The sequence below is a fragment of the Nocardioides sp. Bht2 genome (assembly GCF_047308515.1).
Taxonomy (GTDB): domain Bacteria; phylum Actinomycetota; class Actinomycetes; order Propionibacteriales; family Nocardioidaceae; genus Nocardioides.
In genome coordinates this window covers 22,913-47,119 of the sequence record NZ_JBLBWI010000018.1, presented here as the reverse complement: position 1 = coordinate 47,119, position 24,207 = coordinate 22,913, and the positions used below count along the sequence as shown (strand labels likewise).

At 68.4% G+C, this 24,207-nt stretch carries 26 protein-coding genes; 2 read left to right on the top strand and 24 right to left on the bottom strand.

Translation table 11 applies throughout. The annotated features are described in order from the left end of the window. Window positions 1-45: 45 nt before the first annotated feature. The 12 genes from ACLM5J_RS17945 to hisD form a co-directional block, all read right to left on the bottom strand. The gene (locus ACLM5J_RS17945) at window positions 46-414 is read right to left on the bottom strand and encodes a DUF2752 domain-containing protein (protein ID WP_413657886.1); all 369 of its coding nucleotides are present in this window, start codon (window positions 412-414) and stop codon (window positions 46-48) included. Window positions 415-457: 43 nt separating this feature from the next. Further along, the gene (locus ACLM5J_RS17940; RefSeq protein WP_413657884.1) at window positions 458-652 is read right to left on the bottom strand and encodes an HGxxPAAW family protein; all 195 of its coding nucleotides are present in this window, start codon (window positions 650-652) and stop codon (window positions 458-460) included. 54 nt (window positions 653-706) lie between these two features. Beyond that, window positions 707-1,327 carry a Trp biosynthesis-associated membrane protein gene (locus tag ACLM5J_RS17935; protein ID WP_413657882.1) on the bottom strand — a complete coding sequence of 207 codons (621 nt, stop codon included), beginning with the start codon at window positions 1,325-1,327 and terminating at the stop codon, window positions 707-709. Then, window positions 1,324-1,713: a phosphoribosyl-AMP cyclohydrolase gene (gene hisI / locus ACLM5J_RS17930; protein WP_413657880.1), complete on the bottom strand. Its 390-nt coding sequence runs from the start codon at window positions 1,711-1,713 to the stop codon at window positions 1,324-1,326. The genes ACLM5J_RS17935 and hisI overlap by 4 nt, the downstream gene beginning before the upstream one ends. After that, the gene (locus ACLM5J_RS17925; RefSeq protein ID WP_413657878.1) at window positions 1,677-3,470 is read right to left on the bottom strand and encodes an ABC transporter ATP-binding protein; all 1,794 of its coding nucleotides are present in this window, start codon (window positions 3,468-3,470) and stop codon (window positions 1,677-1,679) included. The genes hisI and ACLM5J_RS17925 overlap by 37 nt, the downstream gene beginning before the upstream one ends. After that, on the bottom strand, window positions 3,467-5,257 hold the full coding sequence (locus ACLM5J_RS17920) for an ABC transporter ATP-binding protein (protein WP_413657876.1): 1,791 nt from the start codon (window positions 5,255-5,257) through the stop codon (window positions 3,467-3,469). Before ACLM5J_RS17920 ends, ACLM5J_RS17925 begins: the two co-directional genes overlap by 4 nt. Window positions 5,258-5,476: 219 nt before the next feature. Then, window positions 5,477-6,253, bottom strand: coding sequence for an imidazole glycerol phosphate synthase subunit HisF (gene hisF, locus ACLM5J_RS17915; protein WP_413657874.1), 777 nt, complete (start codon window positions 6,251-6,253; stop codon window positions 5,477-5,479). Beyond that, window positions 6,250-6,987, bottom strand: a complete 738-nt coding sequence (gene priA / locus ACLM5J_RS17910; protein WP_413657872.1) for a bifunctional 1-(5-phosphoribosyl)-5-((5-phosphoribosylamino)methylideneamino)imidazole-4-carboxamide isomerase/phosphoribosylanthranilate isomerase PriA — start codon at window positions 6,985-6,987, stop codon at window positions 6,250-6,252. The genes hisF and priA overlap by 4 nt, the downstream gene beginning before the upstream one ends. Window positions 6,988-7,055: 68 nt before the next feature. Further along, window positions 7,056-7,700 carry an imidazole glycerol phosphate synthase subunit HisH gene (hisH, locus tag ACLM5J_RS17905; protein ID WP_413657870.1) on the bottom strand — a complete coding sequence of 215 codons (645 nt, stop codon included), beginning with the start codon at window positions 7,698-7,700 and terminating at the stop codon, window positions 7,056-7,058. Beyond that, window positions 7,697-8,326: an imidazoleglycerol-phosphate dehydratase HisB gene (gene hisB, locus ACLM5J_RS17900; protein ID WP_413657868.1), complete on the bottom strand. Its 630-nt coding sequence runs from the start codon at window positions 8,324-8,326 to the stop codon at window positions 7,697-7,699. Before hisB ends, hisH begins: the two co-directional genes overlap by 4 nt. Continuing rightward, on the bottom strand, window positions 8,323-9,414 hold the full coding sequence (locus ACLM5J_RS17895; RefSeq protein ID WP_413657948.1) for a histidinol-phosphate transaminase: 1,092 nt from the start codon (window positions 9,412-9,414) through the stop codon (window positions 8,323-8,325). The genes hisB and ACLM5J_RS17895 overlap by 4 nt, the downstream gene beginning before the upstream one ends. A gap of 5 nt (window positions 9,415-9,419) precedes the next feature. Further along, on the bottom strand, window positions 9,420-10,724 hold the full coding sequence (gene hisD / locus ACLM5J_RS17890) for a histidinol dehydrogenase (protein ID WP_413657866.1): 1,305 nt from the start codon (window positions 10,722-10,724) through the stop codon (window positions 9,420-9,422). A gap of 132 nt (window positions 10,725-10,856) precedes the next feature. Here hisD and ACLM5J_RS17885 point away from each other — a divergent pair, with 132 nt between their 5' ends. After that, the gene (locus ACLM5J_RS17885) at window positions 10,857-11,525 is read left to right on the top strand and encodes an LON peptidase substrate-binding domain-containing protein (RefSeq protein ID WP_413657864.1); all 669 of its coding nucleotides are present in this window, start codon (window positions 10,857-10,859) and stop codon (window positions 11,523-11,525) included. Further along, window positions 11,525-12,013 (top strand): Cys-tRNA(Pro) deacylase, encoded by a 489-nt coding sequence (ybaK, locus tag ACLM5J_RS17880; RefSeq protein WP_413657946.1) that lies wholly within the window; start codon window positions 11,525-11,527, stop codon window positions 12,011-12,013. The genes ACLM5J_RS17885 and ybaK overlap by 1 nt, the downstream gene beginning before the upstream one ends. On the opposite strand, the gene ACLM5J_RS17875 is transcribed toward ybaK, so the two are convergent. From ACLM5J_RS17875 to ftsZ, 12 genes are all read right to left on the bottom strand, one after another. Continuing rightward, the gene (locus tag ACLM5J_RS17875) at window positions 12,010-12,573 is read right to left on the bottom strand and encodes a hypothetical protein (RefSeq protein ID WP_413657862.1); all 564 of its coding nucleotides are present in this window, start codon (window positions 12,571-12,573) and stop codon (window positions 12,010-12,012) included. The genes ybaK and ACLM5J_RS17875 overlap by 4 nt on opposite strands. Then, window positions 12,566-16,123, bottom strand: a complete 3,558-nt coding sequence (gene dnaE, locus ACLM5J_RS17870) for a DNA polymerase III subunit alpha (RefSeq protein WP_413657860.1) — start codon at window positions 16,121-16,123, stop codon at window positions 12,566-12,568. The genes ACLM5J_RS17875 and dnaE overlap by 8 nt, the downstream gene beginning before the upstream one ends. A gap of 55 nt (window positions 16,124-16,178) precedes the next feature. Further along, window positions 16,179-16,658, bottom strand: coding sequence for an N-acetyltransferase family protein (locus ACLM5J_RS17865; RefSeq protein ID WP_413657858.1), 480 nt, complete (start codon window positions 16,656-16,658; stop codon window positions 16,179-16,181). After that, window positions 16,658-17,587, bottom strand: a complete 930-nt coding sequence (locus ACLM5J_RS17860) for an RluA family pseudouridine synthase (RefSeq protein WP_413657856.1) — start codon at window positions 17,585-17,587, stop codon at window positions 16,658-16,660. Before ACLM5J_RS17860 ends, ACLM5J_RS17865 begins: the two co-directional genes overlap by 1 nt. After that, the gene (gene lspA, locus ACLM5J_RS17855) at window positions 17,580-18,161 is read right to left on the bottom strand and encodes a signal peptidase II (RefSeq protein WP_413657855.1); all 582 of its coding nucleotides are present in this window, start codon (window positions 18,159-18,161) and stop codon (window positions 17,580-17,582) included. Before lspA ends, ACLM5J_RS17860 begins: the two co-directional genes overlap by 8 nt. Next, window positions 18,134-19,261, bottom strand: coding sequence for a TraR/DksA family transcriptional regulator (locus tag ACLM5J_RS17850; RefSeq protein WP_413657854.1), 1,128 nt, complete (start codon window positions 19,259-19,261; stop codon window positions 18,134-18,136). The genes lspA and ACLM5J_RS17850 overlap by 28 nt, the downstream gene beginning before the upstream one ends. 227 nt (window positions 19,262-19,488) lie before the next feature. After that, window positions 19,489-20,241: a DivIVA domain-containing protein gene (locus ACLM5J_RS17845; protein ID WP_413657853.1), complete on the bottom strand. Its 753-nt coding sequence runs from the start codon at window positions 20,239-20,241 to the stop codon at window positions 19,489-19,491. A 109-nt stretch (window positions 20,242-20,350) separates the two neighbouring features. Then, window positions 20,351-20,644, bottom strand: coding sequence for a YggT family protein (locus tag ACLM5J_RS17840; protein ID WP_413657852.1), 294 nt, complete (start codon window positions 20,642-20,644; stop codon window positions 20,351-20,353). A gap of 7 nt (window positions 20,645-20,651) precedes the next feature. Next, window positions 20,652-21,128 carry a cell division protein SepF gene (locus tag ACLM5J_RS17835; RefSeq protein WP_413657851.1) on the bottom strand — a complete coding sequence of 159 codons (477 nt, stop codon included), beginning with the start codon at window positions 21,126-21,128 and terminating at the stop codon, window positions 20,652-20,654. Between the two features lie 64 nt (window positions 21,129-21,192). Beyond that, on the bottom strand, window positions 21,193-21,885 hold the full coding sequence (locus tag ACLM5J_RS17830) for a YggS family pyridoxal phosphate-dependent enzyme (RefSeq protein WP_413657850.1): 693 nt from the start codon (window positions 21,883-21,885) through the stop codon (window positions 21,193-21,195). Next, complete coding sequence (pgeF, locus tag ACLM5J_RS17825) at window positions 21,878-22,615, bottom strand: peptidoglycan editing factor PgeF (RefSeq protein WP_413657849.1); 738 nt, start codon at window positions 22,613-22,615, stop codon at window positions 21,878-21,880. Before pgeF ends, ACLM5J_RS17830 begins: the two co-directional genes overlap by 8 nt. Before the next feature lie 7 nt (window positions 22,616-22,622). After that, window positions 22,623-23,831, bottom strand: coding sequence for a cell division protein FtsZ (ftsZ, locus tag ACLM5J_RS17820; RefSeq protein WP_413657848.1), 1,209 nt, complete (start codon window positions 23,829-23,831; stop codon window positions 22,623-22,625). Between the last annotated feature and the right edge of the window lie 376 nt (window positions 23,832-24,207).

Below are 24,207 nucleotides of genomic sequence, written 5' to 3'. Positions count from 1 at the left end.
TGCTCACTAGCCTCTCACCTCGGCCCGAACCCGGTCCGAGGTGGCTCAACCTGCGGCCAGCCACGACCCTGCAGGAAGGTTGCGCACGACGGCGAAGACCGCCAGCACCAGCAGCACGGTGACTGCGAACGGCGTCGACCAATCCATCAGGCGAACCCGTTCACCGCGCCACGACCGGCGGAGCCAGAGCACCCAGCCGATAAAGAAGAACGGCAGCGCGATCACCAGCAAGAAATTGCTGGAGGCGGCTGCCGCCAGATTGCCGTCGGTGAGGTCGTGGACGGCCCGCAGGCCACCACAACCGGGACAGTCCCAACCGGTCAGCACCTTCGTCGGGCAGATCCCCCACGAGCCCTGCTCGTGGGGGTCCCGAAAGTGCAGCGCGACCGAGGCAGCCAGAACCGTCGCGCCCACGGCTAGAGGCGCGACCACCCGGCGCGAACGCTGGGACAGGAACTCAGCTGTCGCCAAACCCCATCTTGTCCATCACGATGAAGACGATGAAAGCGATCGGGAGCAGTGCGATCCCCGCCCAGAAGATCGGCATCTTCACGGGGTCGTTCATCACGCCGATGCTGCCGACAAGAAAGCCGGCCAGGGCAACGATGACTCCGGTCCATGCCGCCGGGGTGTTGCCGTGGTGTGCAGACATGCCAGTTCTCTCCTTGTAATGCAGACAAACGCCGCGCTGAGTCTAGTTGATCAGTTACTCGGTCGGGTCGCGACCCTCGTCGAGTTGCTTCCACAGATCCAGGTTGCTCTGCTCCTCTATCTCCGCCGTCCCCGTGTTGGCGCTGCCTTGGCCGGTCGGGGCGTCGTAGCGACTCCCCATCTCCGGCCAGAACGGGGCAAGTCGGACAGCCAGCACACCGGCCACGACGCAGAGCAGTCCACCGACCAGCAGCGCCCAGAACCAGCCGGTGATGTGCACCGAGAACGCGTCGGCGACCTCAGCCGGCATCCCGACCTTCACCACGGTGTCGGCAGCGAAATCCTCACGTAGGCCGACCATTCCGACGACGGCGGCGACCAGCACCCCGACCGAGCCCAACGCGGCGAGCACCGCGACCAACCGACGGAACGTGCCGCGGGTGAGCAACAGCACGCCCCACGAGGCCAGGGCGACCAACGCCAGGGCTTGGGCCAGGGGCAGGTTCGCGGTGCCGTCGGTCGCCATCTCGATGGTCGCTGTGCCGAGCTTCAGGCTGTCCAGGTCGCTCTGGTCGATGCGGACCTGGTCCTTGCCGGCGCTGACCGCGGCCAGCGCCCCGGCAGCCAGACCCAGCAGGACCAGCGGCCCGAAGCTGGCCCGCCGGCGGTCGCTCACGCCAACGCCTCGGCAGGCCCGAGCAGCGCGGCGTCGAAGCAGGTGCGGTCCCCGGTGTGGCAGGCCGCGCCCTCCTGGTCGACCTTGACCAGCAGGGTGTCGCCGTCGCAGTCGAGGCGCACCTCTTTGACCCACTGCCGATGGCCCGAGGACTCGCCCTTCACCCAGTACTCCTCGCGCGACCGGCTCCAGTAGGTGGCCCGGCCGGTGGTCAGGGTGCGGGCCAGCGCCTCGTCGTCCATCCAGCCGAGCATCAGTACCTCGCCGGTGTCATGCTGCTGGACGACTGCGGGAACCAGGCCGTCGGTGGTGCGCTTGAGGCGCTGAGCGATCGTGGGGTCGAGAACTGTCACTGCCCCATTGTCGCACTCTGCTGGGCCACCCATGACGCGTGCAGTCCCGCATAGACACCGGGCTCGGTGACCAGGACGGCGTGCGGGCCCCGCTGCACGATCCGGCCGGCGTCGACGACGATCACCTCGTCGGAGTTCTCAGCCGTGCTCATCCGGTGCGCGATGGTGACCGAGGTCCGGTTCGCCATCAGCCGCTCCAGAGCCCGCCCGATCCGCATCTCCAGGCGCGGGTCGACCGCGCTGGTCGCCTCGTCCAACACCAGCAGGTCGGGGTCGGCCAGGTGCGCGCGGAGCAGCGCCACCAGTTGACGTTCGCCGGCTGAGAGCGACTCGCCGCGCTGGCCGACCCGGGTGTCGAGTCCTGCGGGAAGCCCGTCCAGCCAGTCGGCCAGGCCGAGCGCCTGCGCCGAGTCCAGGATCTCCTCGTCGCTGGCGTCGAGCCGGCCGTAGCGGACATTGGCCCGCAGCGTGTCGTCGAAGAGGAAGCCCTCCTGGGGCACCAGCACCACGGAGCGCCGCAGCGACGCACTGGCGACGTCACGGATGTCGACGTCGTCGAGCAGGACCTGGCCGGCGACCGGGTCCATCAACCGGGTCAGCAGCTTGGCGAAGGTCGACTTCCCGGAGCCGGTCTCGCCGACGATCGCGATCCGGGTACCCGGCTCGATCGTCAGGTCGACATCACGCAGCACCGGCGGACCACCCGGGTAGGCGTAGCTGACGTCGCGGAACGCCACCGAGACGGCGCCTGGCGGCAGCTCCTTGCCCGCCTCGCCCGGGTCGTGGAGGTCGGCCGGGGTGTCGAGCACCGCGATCACCCGGCGCCAACCCGCGATCGCGCTCTGCGCATCCGTCAGGATCTGGGTACCCATCTGGATCGGGCCGACGAAGAGCGTGACCAGGAAGGCGAACGCCAACACCTCGCCGGCGGTGATCTCTCCCGCGAAGCCCAGCCAGATACCGATGATCAGGACACCCGCATTGGCCAGGCCGCCGGAGAGGCCACCGAGGGAGAAGGAGAACGCGGTGAAGCCCTGCGCCCGGGTGCTGGCCGCCTGGTACTCGTCGACGGCGGCGTCGATCCGTTGCTGGGTGCGGGACTCGATGCCGTAGGAGCGGACCACCTCGGCCCCGACCACCGGCTCGGCGATCGCGGAGAGCAGCACGCCGACCTGCTGACGCACCACGCCGTAAGCCAACGACAGCTTGCGTTGGAAGTACCGCAGGCTGAGCAGCAGCGGCAGGAAGGCGATCCAGACCACGAGGGTCAACTGCCACGAGTAGACGAGCATGATCACCGTCGCCACCAGTACCTGACCGATGCTGACGATGAAGAGGATGCCGCCGAAGACGAGGAACTGACTCACCTGGTCGACGTCCGAGGTGACCCGAGAGACCAAAGCACCGCGGCGTTCGGTGTTCTGCGTGAGCACCGGCAGATCGTGGACATGGCGGAACGCCTTGATCCGCAAGGTGGCCAGGCCGCGTTCGCCCTGGCGGAAGAGCCTGGTCGTCATCAGGAACGAAGCGACTCCGGTCAACACGACGGCGAGCCCGGCGAGCAGGCCCATCCGGACCACGAAGCCCACATCGACGCCGCCGGAGCCACCGAGGCCGTTGTCGAGCGTCTGCTGCACCGCGATCGGCACGATCACCTGACCGCCGGTCGCGAGCACCGCGAGAAAGAGGGTGAGGCCGAGACCGTGGCGCAGCTCAGGCGAATGCTGCATCCCCCGACGGATCGTCTCGATGGCGCGCAGTTCGTCGCCGGTGCCCAAGGTGGCGCTCATCGTGCCTCGCTCTGCGCCGCAGCCGCGGGTTGGTCGGCGTCGTGGTCGTACGCGTTGACCAACGTCGCGTAGTCGGTGCTGGCGGCCAGCAGTTCGGCGTGGCTGCCCCGTCCCGCGATCCGACCTTCGGCGAGGTGCACCACCTCGTCCGCCAGCGCGATCGTCGCCTTGCGGTAGGCGACGACCAGCAGGCTGGCTCCGTCGGCGCGCTCGGCGCCCTCGGGCCGGAGTGCCGCCAGGATCCGGGCCTCCACCTCCGGGTCGACGGCTGAGGTGGCGTCGTCCAGGATCAGCAGGCGGGGGCGACGGACCAGCGCGCGGGCTAGCGCCAGGCGTTGCCGCTGACCGCCCGAGAGTGAGGCACCGCGCTCGCCCAGCCGGGTGTCGAGGCCATTGGGGAGCGCCGCGACGAAGCCGTCGGCCTGCGCCACCCGAAGCGCCGACCACACCTCGTCGTCGCTGAACTCGCCGCCCAGGGTGACGTTGCCGCGCACCGTGTCGTCGAAGAGGAAGGCCGTCTGCCCGACCAGCGCCACCGCCGTCGGCAGTTCGCCGCGGGCCAGCTCACGCAGGTCGACGCCGTCCGCGCGGACAGCACCGGCGTCCGGGTCGACGAGACGGGTGACCAACGAGGTCAGGGTGCTCTTGCCGGACGCCGTCTCCCCCACCAGTGCGACACTCGCGCCGGGCTCGATGGTGAAGGTGACGTCGCTCAGCACCGGCTGGCCGTCGGGATACGTGTAGGCCAGGTCGGCGACCTCGAGGCGGAGGCCGTGCCGCTCGCCGCTCGGCAGCGCCTGCGGACCGTAGTCGGTGCGCTCGGTGGCCTCGAGCACCGCCTGAACCCGGTTGAACCCGACCACGCTGCGCGGGAAGTCGCCGAGGAGCCAACCGATCGAACGGATCGGGAAGGCGACCACGGTGAGCAGGTAGGCGATGGTGACCACGTCAGCGGCACTGCTGCTGCCGGCGTCGACGCGGGAGACCCCGACCGCCAGGACCGCGAGTACGCCGATGCTGGGCAGGGCGCTGAGAACCGGGTCGAAGGCGGCACGGACCCGACCGGCCTGGATCAGTTGGTCACGGAGCTGGGTGGCCTTGGCCGCGAACCGCTCGGTCTCCTGTTCCTCGCGGCCCAGGGTCTTCACCACCAGAGCACCCTCGAAGGACTCGTGGGCGATCTCGCTGACCTCGGCGCGGAGCTGCTGGGCACGGGTGATCAGGGGGGAGGAGAGCCGCTGGAAGATCACGTTGGCGATCACCACGCACGGGAAGACCAGCAGGCCCACTGCGGCGAGCACCAGGTCGGTCCACAGCATCTGACCGACCGCGATCACCAGCATCGCGACGGTGCCGACCGCCATCGGCAGCGGGGCGATCGGGCCCCAGGCGGCCTCGACGTCGGCGTTCGCGTTGGAGAGCAGTTCGCCGGTGGGGTGCCGTTGGTGCCACGCGACGGGCAGGTCGAGGTACTTACGGGTGACCGCGCGCCGGTAGTGCGCCTGCATCCGGTACTGCATGATGCCGGCGCCGAGCCGACGGGCGACGATGCCGACCGCACGCAGGATCGCGACACCGACGAAGAGCCCGAAGACCGCCCAGAGCACCCCCGCGCCGATCTCGCCGTCACGGAACGCCGGGATCACCGCATGCTGCGTGGACCATCCCAACACCCACGCATCGGCGACCGTCAACGCACCGAACAGGATGCTCCCGAGCGTCGACACCGCGAAGACCCACGGCTCACGCCGAATCGCCACACCAAGTACTGCGAATCCCTCACGCACCCCTGAGCAACCTCTCTCTCGCCCGCCCCATTCCCGAACCGTCAGGCATATCGCCCGAACCGTCATTAATTCGGGCCGAACCGTCAGTCAACCGCGCCGAACCGTCAGTTGATTCCATGCATGTGACGGCTCGGCGCGTATGCGCGACAGTTCGGCGCGTGCGACTGACGGTTCGGCGCGCATGCGTGACGGTTCGGGGCGTATGTGTGACGGTTCGGGTCAGCGGGTGGGGTGGCCGGCGGCGGCCAACGCCTGCTTGACGTCGCCGATCCGTAGCGTGCCGAAGTGGAAGACCGAGGCAGCCAGGACGGCGTCGGCACCGGCCTCGACGGCGGGCGCGAAATCCTCCACCTTGCCCGCACCACCGGATGCGATCACCGGGATGGAGACCTCGCGGCGGACCCGCTCGATCATCTCGATGTCGAAACCGTCCCGGGTTCCGTCCGCGTCCATCGAGTTGAGCAGGATCTCGCCGACGCCCAACTCGGCGGCACGGATCGCCCAGGCCACGGCGTCCATACCCTCCACCGCCTTCTTGCCGCCGTGCGTGGTGACCTCGTAACCGGAGTCGGTCGGCGTGCCACCCGGGCGGACCCGGCGGGCGTCCACAGACAGCACCAGCACCTGGTTGCCGAACCGGTCGGCGACCTCGCTGATCAGCTCGGGACGGTTGATCGCGGCGGTGTTCATGGCGACCTTGTCGGCACCGGCCCGCAGCAGTCGGTCGACGTCGGCGACCTCCCGCACTCCCCCGCCGACGGTCAACGGGATGAAAACCTCCTCGGCGGTGCGCGAGACGATGTCCATCGTGGTGCCACGCGCCTCGACCGAGGCGGAGATGTCCAGGAAGGTCAGCTCGTCGGCACCTTCGCGGTCGTAGAGGCGAGCCAACTCGACCGGGTCACCGGCGTCGCGCAGGTTCTCGAAGTTGATCCCCTTGACCACCCGGCCGCCGTCGACGTCCAGGCACGGGATAACCCGGACCGCGAGCGTCATCGCTCACCGCCCTTGGTCGCAGCCAGTGCCTCGGCGAAGTCGATCCGGCCCTCATAGAGAGCGGTGCCGATGATGGCGCCCTCGACGCCACCCGCGACCAGGTCGTTCAAGGCGACCAGATCCGCGACCGAGGTGACGCCACCGGAAGCGATGACCGGCGAGGAGGTAGCGGCCGAGACGGCGCGCAACAGGTCCAGGTTGGGACCTTCCAGCATCCCGTCCTTGTTGACGTCGGTCAGCACGTACCGGGCACAGCCCTCCGCGTCGAGCCGGGCCAGCGTCTCGTAGAGGTCGCCGCCCTCCGAGGTCCAGCCACGGCCGGCCAGCGTCGTCCCCCGGACGTCGAGAGCGATCGCGATCCGGTCGCCGTGCTCGGCGATGGCGCGGGCACACCACTCGGGGTTCTCGATCGCGGCGGTGCCGATGTTGACCCGGGCGCACCCGGTGGCCAGCGCCTTCTCCAGCGACGCGTCGTCGCGGATACCGCCGGTCATCTCGACCTTGATGTCGAGGGTGCGAACGATCTCGGCCTTCTTCTCGAAGTTGTCGCCGGTACCGAAGGCGGCGTCCAGGTCGACCAGGTGCAGCCACTCGGCGCCGGCCTCCTGCCAGCGCAGCGCCTGGGTGAGCGGGTCGCCGTATGCGTTGCCGGTGCCGCTCACGCCCTGCGCGAGTTGCACCGCCTGGCCGCCACGGATGTCGACGGCGGGAAGAAGCTGGAGGTAGTCAGACACGAGATCACCTTTCACAGGCGGGAAGGGAAGCAGATGGGGCGCCGCGGCAGGTGCCGTGGCGGCCCGCGTCACAGCGAGGTGACCCAGTTGCGCAGCAGGGCCGCGCCGGCGTCACCGGACTTCTCAGGGTGGAACTGGGTGGCGCTCAACGGGCCGTTCTCGACCGCGGCGACGAACCGGTCGCCACCGTGCTCGGCCCAGGTCACCAGGGGTGCCCGGGTGCGGTCGTTGGTGACCAGCTTCCAGTCCCGCACCCCGTAGGAGTGCACGAAGTAGAACCGTTCGTCCTCGACGCCGGCGAAGAGCTGGGTGGGCTGGCCCTCGACCTGCGGGACCTCGACGGTGTTCCACCCCATGTGCGGGGTCACCGGTGCCTGCAGCCGCTCGACGACACCGGGCCACTCGTCGCAGCCGTCGGTCTCCACGCCGTGCTCGACTCCCCGGGAGAAGAGGATCTGCATGCCCACACAGATGCCGAGCACCGGACGGCCGCCGGCGAGGCGCCGTCCGATGATCCGCTCGCCCTTGATCGCGCGCAAGCCCTTCATGCAGGCCTCGAACGCACCGACGCCAGGCACCAACAGACCTTCGGCCTCCAGCGCGGTGGTGAAGTCGGAGGTCAAGGTGACCTCGGCGCCCGCCCGTTCGACCGCGCGGACCGCGGAGCGGAGGTTGCCAGAGCCGTAGTCGAGGACGACGACCCTAGGGCTCACTGGCCCTCCCCTTCGAGGGTGCCCTTGGTCGACGGGACGCCGGTCTCGCGCGGGTCGAAGGCGACGGCGTCGCGGAACGCCCGAGCGAACGCCTTGAACTGGGTCTCCACGACGTGGTGCGGCTCGATGCCGGCCAGCACCCGCACGTGCAGGGCGATGTGGGCGTGGAAGGCGACCGTCTCGAAGACGTGCTTGGTCAGCGAGCCGAGGTACGGCACGCCACCGTTGCCGCCACCGATCTGGACGTAGGTCTGTCCGGCTGGTTCACCACTGTGCACGCAGTAGGGACGACCGGAGACGTCGACGACCGCGTGGACCAGCGCCTCGTCGAGCGGCACCGTGGCGTCGCCGAAGCGACGGATGCCCTTCTTGTCGCCCAGCGCCTGGCGCAGGGCCTGGCCCAGGATGATCGCGGTGTCTTCGACGACGTGGTGCGCGTCGATGTGGGTGTCACCGGTGCTGCGCACGGTGAGGTCGACCAGCGAGTGCCGACCGAAGGCGTCGAGCATGTGGTCGTAGAAGGCGACGCCGGTCGAGACGTCGGTCTTGCCGCTGCCGTCGATGTTCACCTCGACCAGCACCGACGACTCCTTGGTGCTCCGTTCGATGCGTGCGATCCGGCTCATCGGTTCTCCTCCACTACCGCCACGAGGGCGTTCTTGAACGCAGTCATCTCTTCTGGGGTGCCGATCGACACCCGCAGCCAACCTTCGGGCCCGGACTCACGGATCAGGACGCCGTGGTCGAGCAGTTGTTGCCACACCGCATGCCGGTCGGCGAAGGTGCCGAACAGCGCGAAGTTGGCGTCCGAGTCGGCGACCGTGAAGCCCTGCTCACGGAGCCATGCGACGGTGTCGTCGCGCTCGGCGCGCAATTCGGCGACCTTGCCGAGCAGTTCGGGGGCGTGCCGCAGCGCGGCCAGCGCGACCGCTTGGGTGACCGCGGAGAGGTGGTACGGCAGCCGCACCACCCGGACGGCGTCGACCACCTCCGGGTGCGCTGCAAGGTAGCCGAGCCGGGCACCGGCAAGGGCGAACGCCTTGCTCATGGTGCGGGTGACGACCAGATTGCGGTGCTCGGGGAGGACCTCCAACGCGCTCGGCACGCCTTCGCGGCGGAACTCGCCGTACGCCTCGTCGATCACCACGATGCCGTTGCCGGCCGCTTCGCAGAGCATCGCGACAGCCTCGGGCGGCAACGCCGTCCCGGTCGGGTTGTTCGGGCTGGGCAGCAGCACCACAGCGGGCTGGGTCTCCAGCACCTTGGCGCGCGCCGCCTCCAGGTCGAGGCTGAAGTCGCTCTCCCGTCGTCCGGCGACCCACTCGGTGAGCGAGTCGCGGGCGTACTCGGGGTACATCGAGTAGGTGGGCGCGAAGGAGAGCGCCACCCGTCCGGGGCCACCGAACGCCTGCAACAGCTGCAACATCACTTCGTTGGAGCCGTTGGCCGCCCACAGGTTGGCCTCGGTGAGCCCCTTGCCGCCGTCGGCGTTGAGGTAGTCGGCCAGGCCGGCGCGCAGCGCAAACGCTTCGCGGTCGGGGTACCGGTTCAGGGTGAGTGCAGCCTCGCGAACCGAGTCGGCGATGTCGGCTGCCGCCTCGGCCGACGGCCCGTACGGGTTCTCGTTGGTGTTCAGCTGCACCGGGACGTCGATCTGTGGGGCGCCGTACGGCACCTCCCCCACCAGCGCGTCACGTAGCGGGGGCCAGGGCAGCGCGGTCACCGGTCGTCACCGGCGAATCGCACCGTGACACCGGCACCGTGGGTGGGCAGGTCCTCGGCGTTGGCCAGGATCTCGACATGGGCGGCGACCTCCGCGAGGGCCTCGCGGGTGTAGTCGACGACGTGCATCTCCTTGAGGAAGGCGGAGACCGCTAGGCCCGAGGAGTGGCAGGCACAGCCGCTGGTCGGCAACACGTGGTTGGAACCGGCGCAGTAGTCGCCGACCGCGACCGGCGAGAAGGCGCCGACGAAGACGGCACCGGCGTTGCGGACCCGGCCGGCCATCTCGGCGGCGTTGCGGGTGTGGATCTCCAGGTGCTCGCTGGCGTAGGCGTTCGCGACGTCGAGTCCCTGCTCGACGTCGTCCACGAGGACGACGGCGGACTGCTGGCCGGCGAGGGCGTCGGCGATCCGAGCACCGTGCGGGGCGGCGGCGACCTGCTTGGCCAGCTCGACGTCGACGGCGTCGGCGAGCTCCGGCGAGTCGGTGATCAACAGTGAGGCCGAGGTGCCGCCGTGCTCGGCCTCGGTCATCAGGTCGGCGGCGACGAAGGCCGGGACAGCCGTCTCGTCGGCCAGGATGGCGATCTCGCTGGGGCCGGCCTCGGAGTCGATCCCGACCTCGCCGCGGAGCAGCCGCTTGGCGGCGGTGACGTAGAGGTTGCCGGGACCGATCACCATGTTCACCGGCTTGCACGGGCCGGCTCCGAGCGCCAGCATCGCGACGGCCTGGGCGCCACCGGCGACGTAGACCTCCTCGACGCCGAGCAGCGCACAGGCGGCAAGGGTGGTCAGGTCGGGCATCCCGGTCTCACGCTGCGGCGGCGTCGCCAGAGCGATCGACGGGACGCCCGCCACCTGAGCCGGGACCACGTTCATCACGACGGTGGAGACCAGCGGCGCCACGCCGCCCGGTACGTACAGGCCGACGCGGTCGACGGGGACCTTGCGGTGGGTGATCACCGCACCGGGGGCCACCTCGATCACCTTGTCCGGCGTCAGATCGGCCTCGCAGGTGGTCCGCAGCCGCCGGATCGACTCCTCCAGCGCAGCCCGCACCTCGGGGGCGAGGTCCGAGAGGGCCTTATCCAGCACGGTGGCCGGGACCGCGATCTCGTCCAGCTTCACACCGTCGAACCGCTCGGTCAGCTCGATCACTGCCTCGACGCCGCGCTCGCGGACCGCCTCGATGATCGGACGCACCGCATGAGTTGCCGCCTCGACATCGAACTCGGCGCGCGGCAGCGCAGCGCGGTAGTCGACGGCAGCGTCGCTGCCCCTAAGGTCGATTCGGCGGATCATGGGGCAAGTCTAGGTGGCCGGAGCCCTGAGTCTCGACGCGGTTTCGACCTGCGGCCACCCGCCGCTGGGCCGCCCCGCGGAAACCGCGGCCGTTGGCCCGGAACTCCTGGCTCCTGCCACTAGGCTGGCACCGTGTTGCGTTCGGTTCCGCTCTTCCCGCTGAACACCGTCGTCTTTCCAGGCGTCACGGTGCCGTTGAGCGTGTTCGAGGACCGGTACCGGGCGATGATCCACCAGCTGCTGCGGATCCCGGACCCGGAACAACGGGTCTTCTGTACGGTCGCGATCCGCGAGGGGTACGAGGTCGGCGAACGGGCCGGCCACTCGATCCATCGGATCGGGTGTCTCCTCGAGCTCACCGACGCCGAGGAGCGGCCCGACGGCAGCTTCAGCATCCTGGCGGTGGCGAGGGACCGGATCAAGCTGATCGAGACCCATCCGGCGGACCCGTTCATCACCGCCGACCTGGTCACCCTCCCCGACGTGGAGAGTCCGAGCGCTCCGGTCCGGGCTCCCCGGGTCCGCAAGATCTTCGTCAAGTACCGCGACGCACTGACCAAGGTCCGTGGCTACAACGCGTACCCGGGCGACATCCCCGATGACCCGACGATCCTGGCGTGGGTGCTCGCCGCGACCTGCCAACTGCCGCTGGACGAGCAGCAGCGTCTGCTGGAGGCCGAGACCACCGACAACCGGTTGGATCTGCTGGAGATGTTGATGAACCTGGAGCGGGAGGCGATGGCAGCGATCCCGTCGCTGCCGGCGATCAACCTCGCCCGCAACCGGTGGTCCCCGAACTGATGGCGAAGAAGAAGGGCGCTGGCGGTACCCCGGCCACGGTGGCGTTGGCCGCTGCGTCGGTCTCATTCACCGCCCATCCCTACGACCACGATCCGCGGGCGGCCAGCTTCGGCTTGGAGGCCGCCGAGGCGCTGGGGGTGGCCCCGGAACGGGTCTTCAAGACGCTGCTCGCGGACGCCGACGGCGAACTGGTCGTCGCCGTGGTGCCGGTCAGCGGCCAACTCGACCTCAAGGCGTTGGCCCGCGCGGTCGGTGCCAGCAAGGCACAGATGGCTGACCCGGTGGCTGCCCAGCGCGCCACCGGTTACGTGGTCGGTGGCATTTCACCGCTGGGGCAGCGGCGCGCACACCGCACCGTCGTCGACGAGACGGCGGCGAGCATGGAGACCGTCTTCGTCTCGGGCGGACGCCGAGGCCTCGACCTCGAACTGGCGCCGGAGGACCTGATCCGGCTCACCGACGCCGCTGTCGCGGCGATCGGTCGCTAGCTCCAGGGCTGGTTCGGCGCGGCCGCTTCTGGCTGGGCGACCGGGAGCGCAGCCCGCTTGGCCTTACGCCCACCGCTGAGCAGCAGGACGGCGAGTGCGGCCAGGGTCGCTCCCCCGGGCATCGCGGTGAAGACCACGAGGCGGTCCGCGGTGAGCTCCGCCTTGACGGTGGGGAATCCGTTGGGATGCTCGACGTTGGGGTCGATGCTGGCCGGCGCATCCGGACCGAGCAGGTGGCCCAGCCAGGCCATCAACAGACCGCCGAGCAGCGCGGCCACCACGACGGTGATCAAGGTGACCACTTCGTCACGGTCGACGAACCACATCGCCAGACCGCCGAGCACGGCACCTACCGCCGCGGCGATGAAGAAGTAGAGCCCGGTGGCCCGAAAGATCACGTCGCGTTCGAAGAGCGGCCGGCCACCGTTGCGGAGGTAGACGTCGGTGGTCGGCGCCGGGGACCACCAGAAGTACCAGAGCAGGCCGGCGATCAGACCGGCCAGCAGGAACGCCGCGGCAACGAGGCCCAGCTCGCCGAGCTTCCGGCCCCGGCTAGCCAAGGCAGCCCGGCCCGAGGAGTTGCTTGAGGTCGGCGAAGAGCGAGGAGGACGGCGTCACCCGGAGGCGATCGTCGAGGCGTAGCACGGTGGTGCTGGCGCGAGCCTTCAGGTGCAACTGGACCTCCGACATTCCCGGGTGCGCTGAGAGCACGTCCCGGAGACCTTCGACGACCGGCGGCGTGCACCGGGTAGAGGGTAGCCGGATCACCACAGGGCCCGAGGGACCATCGTTGAGGTCGGGCAGCGAGACCTCCTGACCGCGGATCTCGGGCTGCTCCTTGTCGCGGGACAGGTTGCCCTTGACCCGGATGATGGAGTCCTCGGCGAGGTGCGGACCGGCGAGCTGGTAGGCGCTCGGGAAGAAGAGCACCTCGATCGCACCGTCGAGGTCCTCCAGGGTGATCGTCGCCCAGGCGTCGCCACGCTTGGTGATCCGGCGCTGGACACCGGTGACCAAGCCGCTGACGGTGATCATCGAGTTGTGCGGGCGCTCCTCGTCGACCAGGAGCTGACCGATCGTGGTGTCGGTGCCGTTGGACAGCACGTGCTCCAGCCCCAGCAGCGGGTGGTCCGAGACGTACAGACCCAACATCTCCCGCTCGTAGGTGAGCCGGGTCATCTTGTCCCACTCGTCGATCTCCGGGATATCGATGCTGGTCGCGGCCGACCCCATGTCGGCGGCACCGAGCATCTCGATCAACGAGTCCTGGCCACCCTCGTCGTCCTTCTTGGCCTGGACGTAGCGGTCGACGGCCTCTTCATGGATCAACTGGATCGCGCGACGGTGGTGACCCATCTCGTCGAAACCGCCGGCCTTGGCGAGCGAGTCCATGACGCGCTTGTTCATCGCAGCGAGCGGGATCTTGTCGAGGAAGTCGTTGAAATCCTTGAACCGCCCCTTGCCCTCGCGGGCCGCCACGATGCCGTCGACGACGTTCGAGCCGACGTTGCGGATCGCGGTCAGACCGAATCGGATGTCGGTACCGACGGCCGCGAAGTTGTGGGCGGAGGAGTTGACGTCGGGCGGGAGCACCTGGATCTTCATCCGGCGACACTCGTTGAGGTAGATGGCCATCTTGTCCTTGTCGTCCTTCACCGACGTCAAGAGGGCGGCCATGTACTCGGTCGGGTAGTTCGCCTTCAGATAGGCGGTCCAGTAGGTGATCACGCCGTAGGCGGCGGAGTGCGACTTGTTGAAGGCGTAGTCGGAGAACGGGAGCAGGATCTCCCACAGGGTGCTGATCGCGGCCTGCGGATAACCGCGCTCCAGCATGCCGGCCTGGAACCCGGCGTACTGCTTGTCGAGTTCCTCCTTCTTCTTCTTACCCATCGCGCGGCGGAGGTTGTCTGCGGCACCCAGGGTGAAGCCGGCCAGCACCTGGGCGATCGCCATCACCTGCTCCTGGTAGACGATCAGACCGTAGGTCTCGCCCAGGACGGGTTCCAGCGCCTCTTCCAGCGCCGGGTGGATCGGCTCGATCGGCTCGCGGCCGTTCTTACGGCGGGCGTACTTGTTGTGCGAGTCGGCACCCATCGGGCCCGGCCGGTAGAGCGCGGAGACAGCGGTGATGTCGGCGAACTTGTCGGGCTGCATCGAACGGAGCAGCGCACGCATGCCCTGACCATCGAGTTGGAAGACGCCCAGCGTGTCGCCGCGGCCCATCAGCTCGTAGGTCGGGACGTCGTCGAACGGCAGCTCCTCGAGGACGACCTTCTCGTTGCGGTTGGCCATGATGTTGGCCAGCGCGTCTTCCAGGATGCGGAGGTTGGACAGACCCAGGAAGTCCATCTTGACCAGGCCCAGCGACTCACACATCGGGTAGTCGAACTGGGTGATCACCGCGCCGTCCTGTGGGCGCGCCATGATCGGGACGATGTCGATCAGCGGCTCGCTGGACATGATCACGCCGGCCGCGTGCACACCCCAGTTACGGATCTGGCCTTCCAGGCCGACCGCGGTCTGGTAGATCTTGCGGACCTCATGGTCCTGCTCGTAGAGGGCTCGGAACTCACCGCCCTCGCCGTAGCGCTTGTGGCCCTCGTTGAAGAGCTCCTTGAGCGGAACGCCCTTACCCATCACGTCCGGCGGCAGCGCCTTGGTGATCCGGTCACCGATCGCGAAGCCGTGGTCGAGGACGCGTGCGGCGTCCTTGATCGCAGCCTTGGCCTTGAGCCGACCGAAGGTGGCGATCTGGGCGACGCGGGCGGCACCGTACTTCTCGGTGACGTACTGGATCACCTCGCCGCGGCGGGCGTCGTCGAAGTCGATATCGAAGTCGGGCATCGAGGGACGTTCCGGGTTGAGGAACCGCTCGAAGAAGAGGCCGTGCTCCAGCGGGCACAGGTCGGTGATCAGCAATGCATAGGCGGCGATCGAACCGGCACCGGAACCACGGCCGGGGCCGACCCGGATCCCGTGGTCCTTCGACCACTGGATGAAGTCGGCAACCACGAGGTAGTAGCCGCAGTAGCCCTTCTGCGAGATGATCGCGAGCTCCATCTCGACCCGGTCCTTGACCTCCTGGGTCAACCGGTCGCCAGGGTATCTGGCCTCGATCCCGCGCCAGACCTCCTTACGGAACCAGGACTCCTCGGTCTCCCCCGCCGGGATGTCGGCGCGCGCCATGTAGCCACCGGTCGACTCGGTGAAGTCGATCTCGCAGCGTTCGGCGATGGCCAGCGTGTTGTCGCAGGCCTCGGGCATCCCGAACCGTTCGGCCCACAGCTCACGCATCTCGGCGGCGGACTTGATGTAGTAGCCGCCGCCGTCGAACTTGAGCCGATTCGGGTCGGCCAACCGCTTGCCCGAGGCGACACAGATCAACGCGTCGTGGGCGTCGGCGTCCTCGGGGTTGTTGTAGTGCGAGTCGTTGGTGGCGATCGGCGGGATGTTCATCTGCTTGCCGAGCCGGAGCAGGTCGTCACGGACCCGCTTCTCGATGTCGATGCCGTGGTCCATCAACTCGAGGAAGACGTTCTCCCGACCGAAGATCTCCTGAAGCTCGCCAGCCTCACGGATCGCCTCGTCGTACTGACCCAACCGCAACCGGGTCTGGATCGCACCGCTCGGGCAGCCGGTGGAGACGATCACGCCCTTGCTGTGTTGGGCGAGGATCTCCTTGTCCATCCGAGGCTTGTAGAACATGCCTTCCAGGCTGGAACGCGAGGAGAGCCTGAAGAGGTTGTGCATGCCTTCGGTGTTCTCCGCCCACATCGTCATGTGGGTGTAGGCGCCACCACCGGCGACGTCGTTGCCGCCCTCCTCCTTGGAGTCGCCCTTGCCCCAGCGGACGCGGCGACGCTCGCCCCGGGAGGTGCCCGGCGTGATGTAAGCCTCGATGCCGATGATCGGCTTGACGTCGTACTTCTTGGCCTTCGACCAGAAATCGTAGGCACCGTGCAGGTTGCCGTGGTCGGTCATCGCGATCGAGCGCATGCCGAGATTGCTGACTCGGCTAAACAGGCCGTCAAGGAGCGACGCACCATCCAACATCGAGTACTCCGTGTGCACGTGAAGGTGCACGAACGAGTCGTTGGCGGCCTGCGACATTGGCGCCGATCACACTCCTTGAAGGGGTCGAACAAAAGCGAAACGCCAGACTACGTCACCCCTCCGACACAACCCCTGCTCGGCACTCCGGGCGCCACTCCATCCGGAGATCAGGCTCACCCTCTTCGTTCTCGGAGCCGTCCGTGTGCTCGCGTTCGACCAGCCCATGGGCGGCGTAGAAGGCCCGAGCCGAGGTGTTGCTGGCGAAGACCCAGAGCGAGAATCCCGAGGGCACCATCGCCTTGACGACGTCCAACAACGCCCTGCCCACACCACCCCCCTGAGCGGTCGGTGACACGTAGAGGTGGTCGAGCCAGGTCGGGGTGAAGGCGACGAAACCGAGCAACTCGCCGTCGTCGGAAGCCTCGGCGACCCAGAGCGTCAGAGCCGCCAGGTCCCAGCCGACGACCCAGGCCAGGACCTCGGCGTCCGGGTGGACGACGGCGGGCATCTGGCCATGCGCCGCACGCCGCGCGGAGAGGAAGAGTCCGGCGACCCGCGGCAGATCCGCAGCGGTGGCCGGCCGCAACTGCATCAGTGCGCGTCGCGGATGATCTCGAGGGCCTCGGCGAGGTCGTCGGGGTAGCTGGACTCGTAGCTCACGTAGTCCCCGGTGTCCGGGTGCTCGAAGCCGAGGCGGACGGCGTGCAACCACTGCCGCTCCAACCCCACCCGCTTGGTGAGGCTCGGGTCCGCACCGTAGGTGAGGTCGCCGACGCAGGGGTGCTTGATCGCCGACATGTGCACCCGGATCTGGTGGGTGCGACCGGTCTCCAGGTGGACCTCGAGCAGGCTGGCGAAGCGGTGTGCCTCCAGCAGCTCGTAGTGGGTCACCGACGGCTTGCCGTCGGCCATCACCGCGAACTTCCAGTCCGACTTCGGGTGCCGTCCGATCGGGGCGTCGATCGTCCCGACCAACGGGTCCGGGTGGCCCTGCACCAACGCGTGGTAGGTCTTGTCGACCGTGCGGTGCCGGAAGGCGTTCTTGAGCCGCGAATAGGCGTGCTCGCTCTTGCAGATCACCATCACCCCGGAGGTCCCGACGTCGAGACGCTGGACGATGCCCTGACGCTCGGAGGCTCCGCTGGTCGCGATCCGGAACCCGGCGCCGGCCAGGTGGCCGACCACCGTCGGACCGGTCCATCCCATCGACGGGTGCACCGCGACGCCGACCGGCTTGTCGATCACCACGATCGAGTCGTCGTCGTGGATGATCTTGATCCCCTCGACGACCTCGGGCACCACCTCCAGCGGATCGCGCTCCGCCGGGATCGTGACGTCGAGCATCTCGCCGGGGCTGACCCGGTCCGACTTGCCGACGCTGCGGCCGTCCAGGCTGACGTGTCCGGCAGCGATCAGGTCGGCCGACCTGGTCCGCGAGAGACCGAACATCCGCGCCATCGCCGCGTCGACGCGCTCCCCGGCCAAACCATCGGGAACCAGCACCACACGCTGCTCAGTCATCGTTTTCCTCACGAGTGCCGTCGAGTCGAATGCCACGCACCGCTTGGACGATGATCACGCCGGCTGCGACGTTGATGCAGATGTCCGCGACGTTGAAGATCGGGAAGTTCGGGAAGGCGAACATGTCGATCACATGGCCGCGACCGAAGCCGGGCTCACGGGTGAGCCGATCGATCAGGTTGCCGACCACGCCCGCCAACAGGAAGCTCAGACCGACCGCCCAGAAGGTGCTCCGCACCTTGAAGGAGAGCCAGACCACGACGATCGTGGCGATCGCGGCGACCACGGCCAACAGTTCGGTGAAGCTGGTGCCCATACTGAACGCCGCACCCGGGTTGCGGACCAACTGCAGGCCGAACCAATCGCCCACCAGCTCGACGCGGCCCTCGCCGGTCAGCTTGGCGATGGCCAACTCCTTGACCCACTGGTCGAGTGCGATCAGCACCACGGCCAGGGTCCAGAAGAGGGCCAGACAACGGTTACGCCTCGACCGAGCCTGCTTGAGGTCGTCGGGAGACGGTGACTGGGGGTTCGGCTCGCTGGGGCTCAGCGACGCTCCTCGCGCTGCTTGCATGACAGGCACAGTGTCGCACGCGGGAATGCCATCAACCGCATCTTGCCGATCGGCTTGCCGCACTCCTCGCAGACGCCGTAGGTCCCGTCGTGGATCCGGGCGAGGGCGCGTTCGGTCTGCAGCAGCATCTCGCGGGCGTTGTTGACCAGAGTGAGCTCGTGGTCGCGCTCGAAGCTGGTCGCCCCCATGTCGGCCTGGTCCTGGCCGGCGCCGTCACCGGCGTCGCGAAGCAGACCGGCGAGCTCCTCCTGCTGATCGTGCAGCTCACGCCGCAGCCGATCCGCGTGCCCTTCCAGCTCCGACATCACCTCGTCGAGCTCGGCGGCAGTCCAGGCGCTCTCGTCCTCACGGACCGCGAGCGATGCGGGGGCGGCCTTCTTCGCCGCGGTCTTGGCCGGGGCCTTCTTGGCCGGCGCTGCCACCTTCTTGACGGGCGTGGTCTGGTTCACGGGTACCGCCTTCTCTACCTGGGAGGGGCTCTTTTTTGTTGCGACCTTCTTAGCAGGTACAGCCTGACGTGTCGTCGGCTCAGCGTTGGCGATCTTCTTGGCTGCGGTCTTCTTGGCCGGGGCCGCCTTCTTCGCGGGGGCCGCCTTCTTCGCGGGGGCCGCCTTCGCCACGGAGGGCGCGGCCTTCTTCGCCGGGGCCGCCTTCGCCACGGAGGGCGCGGCCTTCTTCGGGGGTGCCGCCTTGGTGGTCTTGGTGGCGGCCTTCTTCGCCGTGGCCTTCTTCGCCGTGGCCTTCTTCGCGGGGGCCTTCTTCGCGGGGGCCTTCTTCGCGACAGAGGGCGCGGCCTTCTTAGCCGGAGCCGCCTTCTTCGTCGCGACGGCCTTCTTGGCCGTTGCCTGCGTCGCGGCGGCCTTCTTGGCCGGGGTGGCCTTCTTGGCCGGGGTTTGCTTGGCCGGGGTTTGCTTGGCTGCCGCCTTCTTGGCGGGCGCCGCGCTCGTCGCGGGCGGAGCCTTCTTCGTTGTGGCCCTGCTGGCGGGGACCGTCTTCTTTGCGGGCGCCGCCTTCTTCGCGACGCCGTTGCTGGCGCCCTTCGGCGTGACCTTCGCAGCAGGGGCCGCCTTCTTGGCGGCGGCAGGTTTGCCGCGCGTCATGACTCGTTTCGCGGCGGCAGCCGCAGTCTCGGCAAGGGACTTCCTACTGGTACGCGCCATGGAACCCGGCCTCCTTAGGGCCTAGCCATGTGGCGATAGCCACATACGAGTGGCTCGGACCCTAGCGGCTCGTCGAGATCCTCACAATCCGCCACGCGCGACAAATGCAAAGGAGCGGTCGACCCTCCAGGGTCGACCGCTCCTCATGCGTTACCGAGGTGAACCGCTCAGCTCTCGTCCTCACCGAGGATCGAGCGAAGCCGCTTGGGAGCGGCAGGCGAACCCTCGCCGGCGCCAACCTCAGGGGTGGCGTTCAGCGAAGCAAGCTGCTCGGTGAAGTAGCTCTTCAGGCGCGAACGGTACTCACGCTCGAAGGACCGCAGGTTCTCGACGTCAGCGTTGAGCTTGTCGCGCTCCTTCTCCAGGTCGCCGAACATCTGCTCACGACGCTCGCTGGTCTCGGAGTCGAGCATCTGCGCGCGAGTGCGGGCGTCAGCTTCGAGGCGGTCGGCCTTGATCTTCGACTCGGCCTCAAGGCGCTCGGCCTTGGTCCGGGCCTCACCGACGATCTTGTCGGCGTCGTTCTTCGCCTCGTCGACGAGCTCGTCGGCGTTGCGGGTCGCGATCTCGAGCAGACGGGCCGCGGCGTTGGACGCCTGGGCAACCGTCTCGACCCGGATCGTCTCGACCGGAGCAGCGGCCGGAGCGGCAGCAACCGGGGCCGGGGTCGGAGCCGGGGTGGGCTCGCGGACCGGCTCGGGAACAACGGGAGCAGCAACAACCGGCGCAGCAGCCTGGACCGGGGCACCAGACTGAGCTGCGGCCAGCTTGGACCGCAGGTCTTCGTTCTCCTTGGTGAGACGAGCCAGCTCTGCCTCCACCTCGTCGAGGAACTGGTCCACCTCACCCATGTCGTAGCCCTCGCGGAGCCGGACGGGAGTAAAGCGCTTGTTGCTCACGTCCTCAGGTGTCAGCGGCATGACCTCACCCAATTCGTCTGTAGTCGATGGTCAGATACTTGGTCGAACAATAGCGCCTGATGGTCTACACCAGGCATTGGCCCAAAGCCCGGATCTCTCCGAAAGGCTGTCAGGACAACAGAATCATGCTGTTGAGACTCAACAGCAAGTAGGCCCCCACCATGACGATCAGGAAGCTCAGGTCGAGCGCGAAATTCCCCAATCGTAGGGGCGGAATGACGCGTCGCAGGGCCTTGATCGGCGGGTCGGTGGTCGAGTAGACCACCTCGAGTAGCACGAGCAGCGGCCCGGACGGCGTCCAGGTGCGGGCGAAGACCTGCACCCAGTCGAAGACGAACCGCACCCACAGCAGTGCGATGAAGACCCACAGGACGATGTGGATCAGCCAGCCAACAGTCTCCACCCGTGGATCAGCTCTGGTTGAAGAAGCCGCCCTCGGCGATCCGCTGCTTATCTTCAGCGGTCACCGAGACGTTCTGGGGCGAGAGCAGGAAGACCTTGGCGGTGACCCGCTCGATCGATCCGCGGGTGGCGAAGATCAGGCCGGCAGCGAAGTCGACGAGACGCTTGGCGTCGGCGTCCTCCATCTCGCTGAGGTTCATGATCACCGGGACGCCGTCGCGGTAGTTCTCCCCCACCGTGCGCGCCTCGTTGTAGGTGCGCGGGTGCAGGGTGATGATCCGCGAGAGTTCTGCCACGGCCGGAGCCACCTCCACAGGCTGCGGCCGACGCCGCTCCGAAATACTGGCGACGGGTGCAGGGCGACGCTCCTCGTGGACCTCACGGGCAGGCTCGTCTGCGTACTCGTCGTGGTCCTCGTCCAGGTAACGGTCGCTCTCCTCGACCAGGCCGAGGTACTCACCGATCTTGCGCATCGCGCCGCTCATGAGTCTTTCCTCCGGGGTAGCGCGCCACCCTGTGGCGCTCGTGATGTGTTGGACACTACTGGGTTCATGGCCGCTCTCCGAGCACCGCACGGCCAATCCGTACGTGTGTCGCGCCACGCGAGACGGCGGCTTCCAGGTCGTTGCTCATCCCCGCGGAGAGCACCGTCGCCTCGGGATGCTGCGCCCGGAGCAGTTCGGCGAGCCGAGCCAGCTCGTCGAAGGCCGCCTCCGGTTCGGCGCCCAGCGGCGCCACCGCCATCAGGCCGCGGAGCACGAGCCCCTCCGCGGTCGCGACGGAGTCCGCGAGCGCCATCAGTTCGTCAGGGTGGACGCCGGAGCGTCCGTCCCGTTGCTCCGGCGGGTCGAGCGAGACCTGGACCAGGCAGTCGAGGTCCCGTCCTCGTTCGACGGCGCCACGCGAGAGGCCACCGACCAGACGGGAGCGGTCGACCGACTCCACGACGTCGGCGTAGCCGGCGACCGCGGCGGCCTTGTTGGACTGCAGACCACCGATGTAATGCCAGCGCAGCGCGAGGTCCGCACAGTCGGCAGCCTTGGCCATCGCCTCCTGGTGCCGGTTCTCGCCCACGTCGGTGACACCGAGGTCAGCGAGATGGCGGACATCGGCAGCCGGGAAGAACTTGGTGACCACGGTGATGGTGATCTCGTCTGGGTCGCGGCCGGCGGCTCGCGCCGCCTCAGCGACCCGCGCTTGGGTCGCGGCCAGGCCGGCCGCCAACTCGGCGCGCCTACTCATCGTGTGGTCCGTTCCTTCGTGCGAGGGTGATCAACCCGACGTGACGTCCGGCATCGGCCGCATCACGTCGATAGGAGTAGAGGTCGGCCGACTCGCGAGTGCAGCGGGAGACATCACTGACCGCGGCCCCCGCCTTCTGCAACTGCGCGGCGACGGCGGCCCCCAGGTCGAGGGAGGGCGTATCCCAACTGGTGCGAGCCTCGGCCGCAGGCACCGCAGCGACGACCTCGTCCTGCATCTGCTGCGGCACCTCGTAACAGGAGCCACAGACGTGGGGCCCCACCCAGGCCTGGATCGCGGTCGCGCCGAGCTCGCGCATCGCGGCGACGGTCGCCGACGCGACGTCGCTCAGCACCCCGTTCCGGCCCGCATGCGCGGCCCCGATGACACCGGCCTCGGCGTCGGCGAGCAGGATCGGGACGCAGTCGGCGGCACGGACGGCGAGCACGACGCCCGGCATCGCGGTGACGATGCCGTCGCATTCGGGCCGCGGCGCTGGACCGGCACCGACCACGGCCACCGTGTTGCCGTGCACCTGGCGCATGTCGGCGAGCCAGGAGCCGGGCGCGAAGTCATCGAGCAGACGACTCCAGTTGGCCTCGACCGCCGCCGGATCGTCGTCGCCGTCGAGAGCAAGGTTGAGCGACGCCCAGGGTGCGCCACTGACCCCGCCGAGCCGGTCGGTGAAACCGAGCTCTACGGGGTCGTTGTGGTCGCGGTAGGCGTACACCTGCGGCTTACTTCAGGAAGTCCGGGACGTCGAGATCGTCGTCGTCGAACTGCACCTGACGCGGCGCCTGGCGCGGGGCCGCGGGCGCCGGGTTGGCTGGAGCCGCGGGGCGCTGTGCCTGCTGGGGCTGGGCCGGAGCGGCGGGTGCCGCCGGGGTCTGCTCGGCGCGCTGGGTGGCGACCGCCTGCGCGGCAGCTCGGGTCTCGGCCTGGCTCTGCTGCGGCTGGGTCTGACGACGCAGGACAGTGCCCTCGTCGCGACGCTTGGGCATCCCGCCATCGAAGCCTGCCGCGATCACGGTGACCCGGACCTCGTCGCCGAGGGCGTCGTCGATGGTGGCACCGAAGATGATGTTGGCATCCGGGTGCACCGACTCGGCGACCAATGCGGCAGCCTCGTTGATCTCGAAGAGGCCGAGGTCCGAACCGCCGGCGATGGAGAGCAGCACGCCGTGCGCGCCGTCGATGCTCGCCTCGAGAAGCGGACTGGAGACGGCCATCTCGGCAGCAGCGACCGACCGGTCCTCACCACGGGCCGAGCCGATGCCCATCAGCGCCGAACCGGCGTTGGACATGACCGACTTGACGTCGGCGAAGTCGAGGTTGATCAGGCCCGGGGTGGTGATCAGGTCGGTGATCCCCGAGACACCCTGAAGCAGCACCTGGTCGGCCTGCTTGAAGGCGTCCAGCATCGAGACGCTGCGGTCGCTGATCGAGAGCAGCCGGTCGTTGGGGATGACGATGAGGGTGTCGACCTCTTCGCGCAGCTGCGCGATGCCCTCTTCTGCGGAGTTCGCCCGCCGGCGTCCCTCGAAGGCGAACGGGCGGGTGACCACACCGATCGTCAGCGCACCCAGCGAACGGGCGATCCGGGCGACCACGGGCGCGCCGCCGGTACCGGTGCCACCGCCTTCGCCAGCGGTCACGAACACCATGTCGGCGCCCTTGAGGACCTCTTCGATCTCGTCGCCGTGGTCCTCGGCAGCCTTGGCACCCACGTCGGGGTTGGCGCCGGCGCCGAGTCCTCGGGTGAGCTCACGGCCGATGTCGAGCTTGACGTCGGCGTCGCTCATGAGCAGGGCCTGAGCATCGGTGTTGATCGCGATGAACTCGACACCCTTGAGTCCGACCTCGATCATCCGGTTGACGGCGTTGACGCCACCCCCACCGATACCCACGACCTTGATGATGGCCAGGTAGTTCTGTGCTGCTGCCACGGCGGTGCGTGCCTCTCCTGATCGGTGTCACCCGGCCCCCAGGAGCGGGAGTCGAGTCTTGTTCATCTGCTGGCGCTGGTCCGGAGTTACTGGATCAGCCTTGTGTTCTTGGTGCGGTGCCACCCGGTAGGGCGCCCTCCGCGGCGGGGAAGACCGATCAGTCGAACCGTGAACCCTAACCCTGAACTAAAGGGTTATAGTTATGTCAACCTCTCGATGCTGAAGACATTAGGCATGACGCGCAGCGAAACCCCTTACGACACGCCGACATCCCGATAGTCCCTGACAAAAAGCCCCTCAATGTGCTTGTTTCAGGGGCTTTTCGTTCGGCAGCGGCGCAGGAACGACGCGAAGCCGCGAGTTGCGGACGACGTCC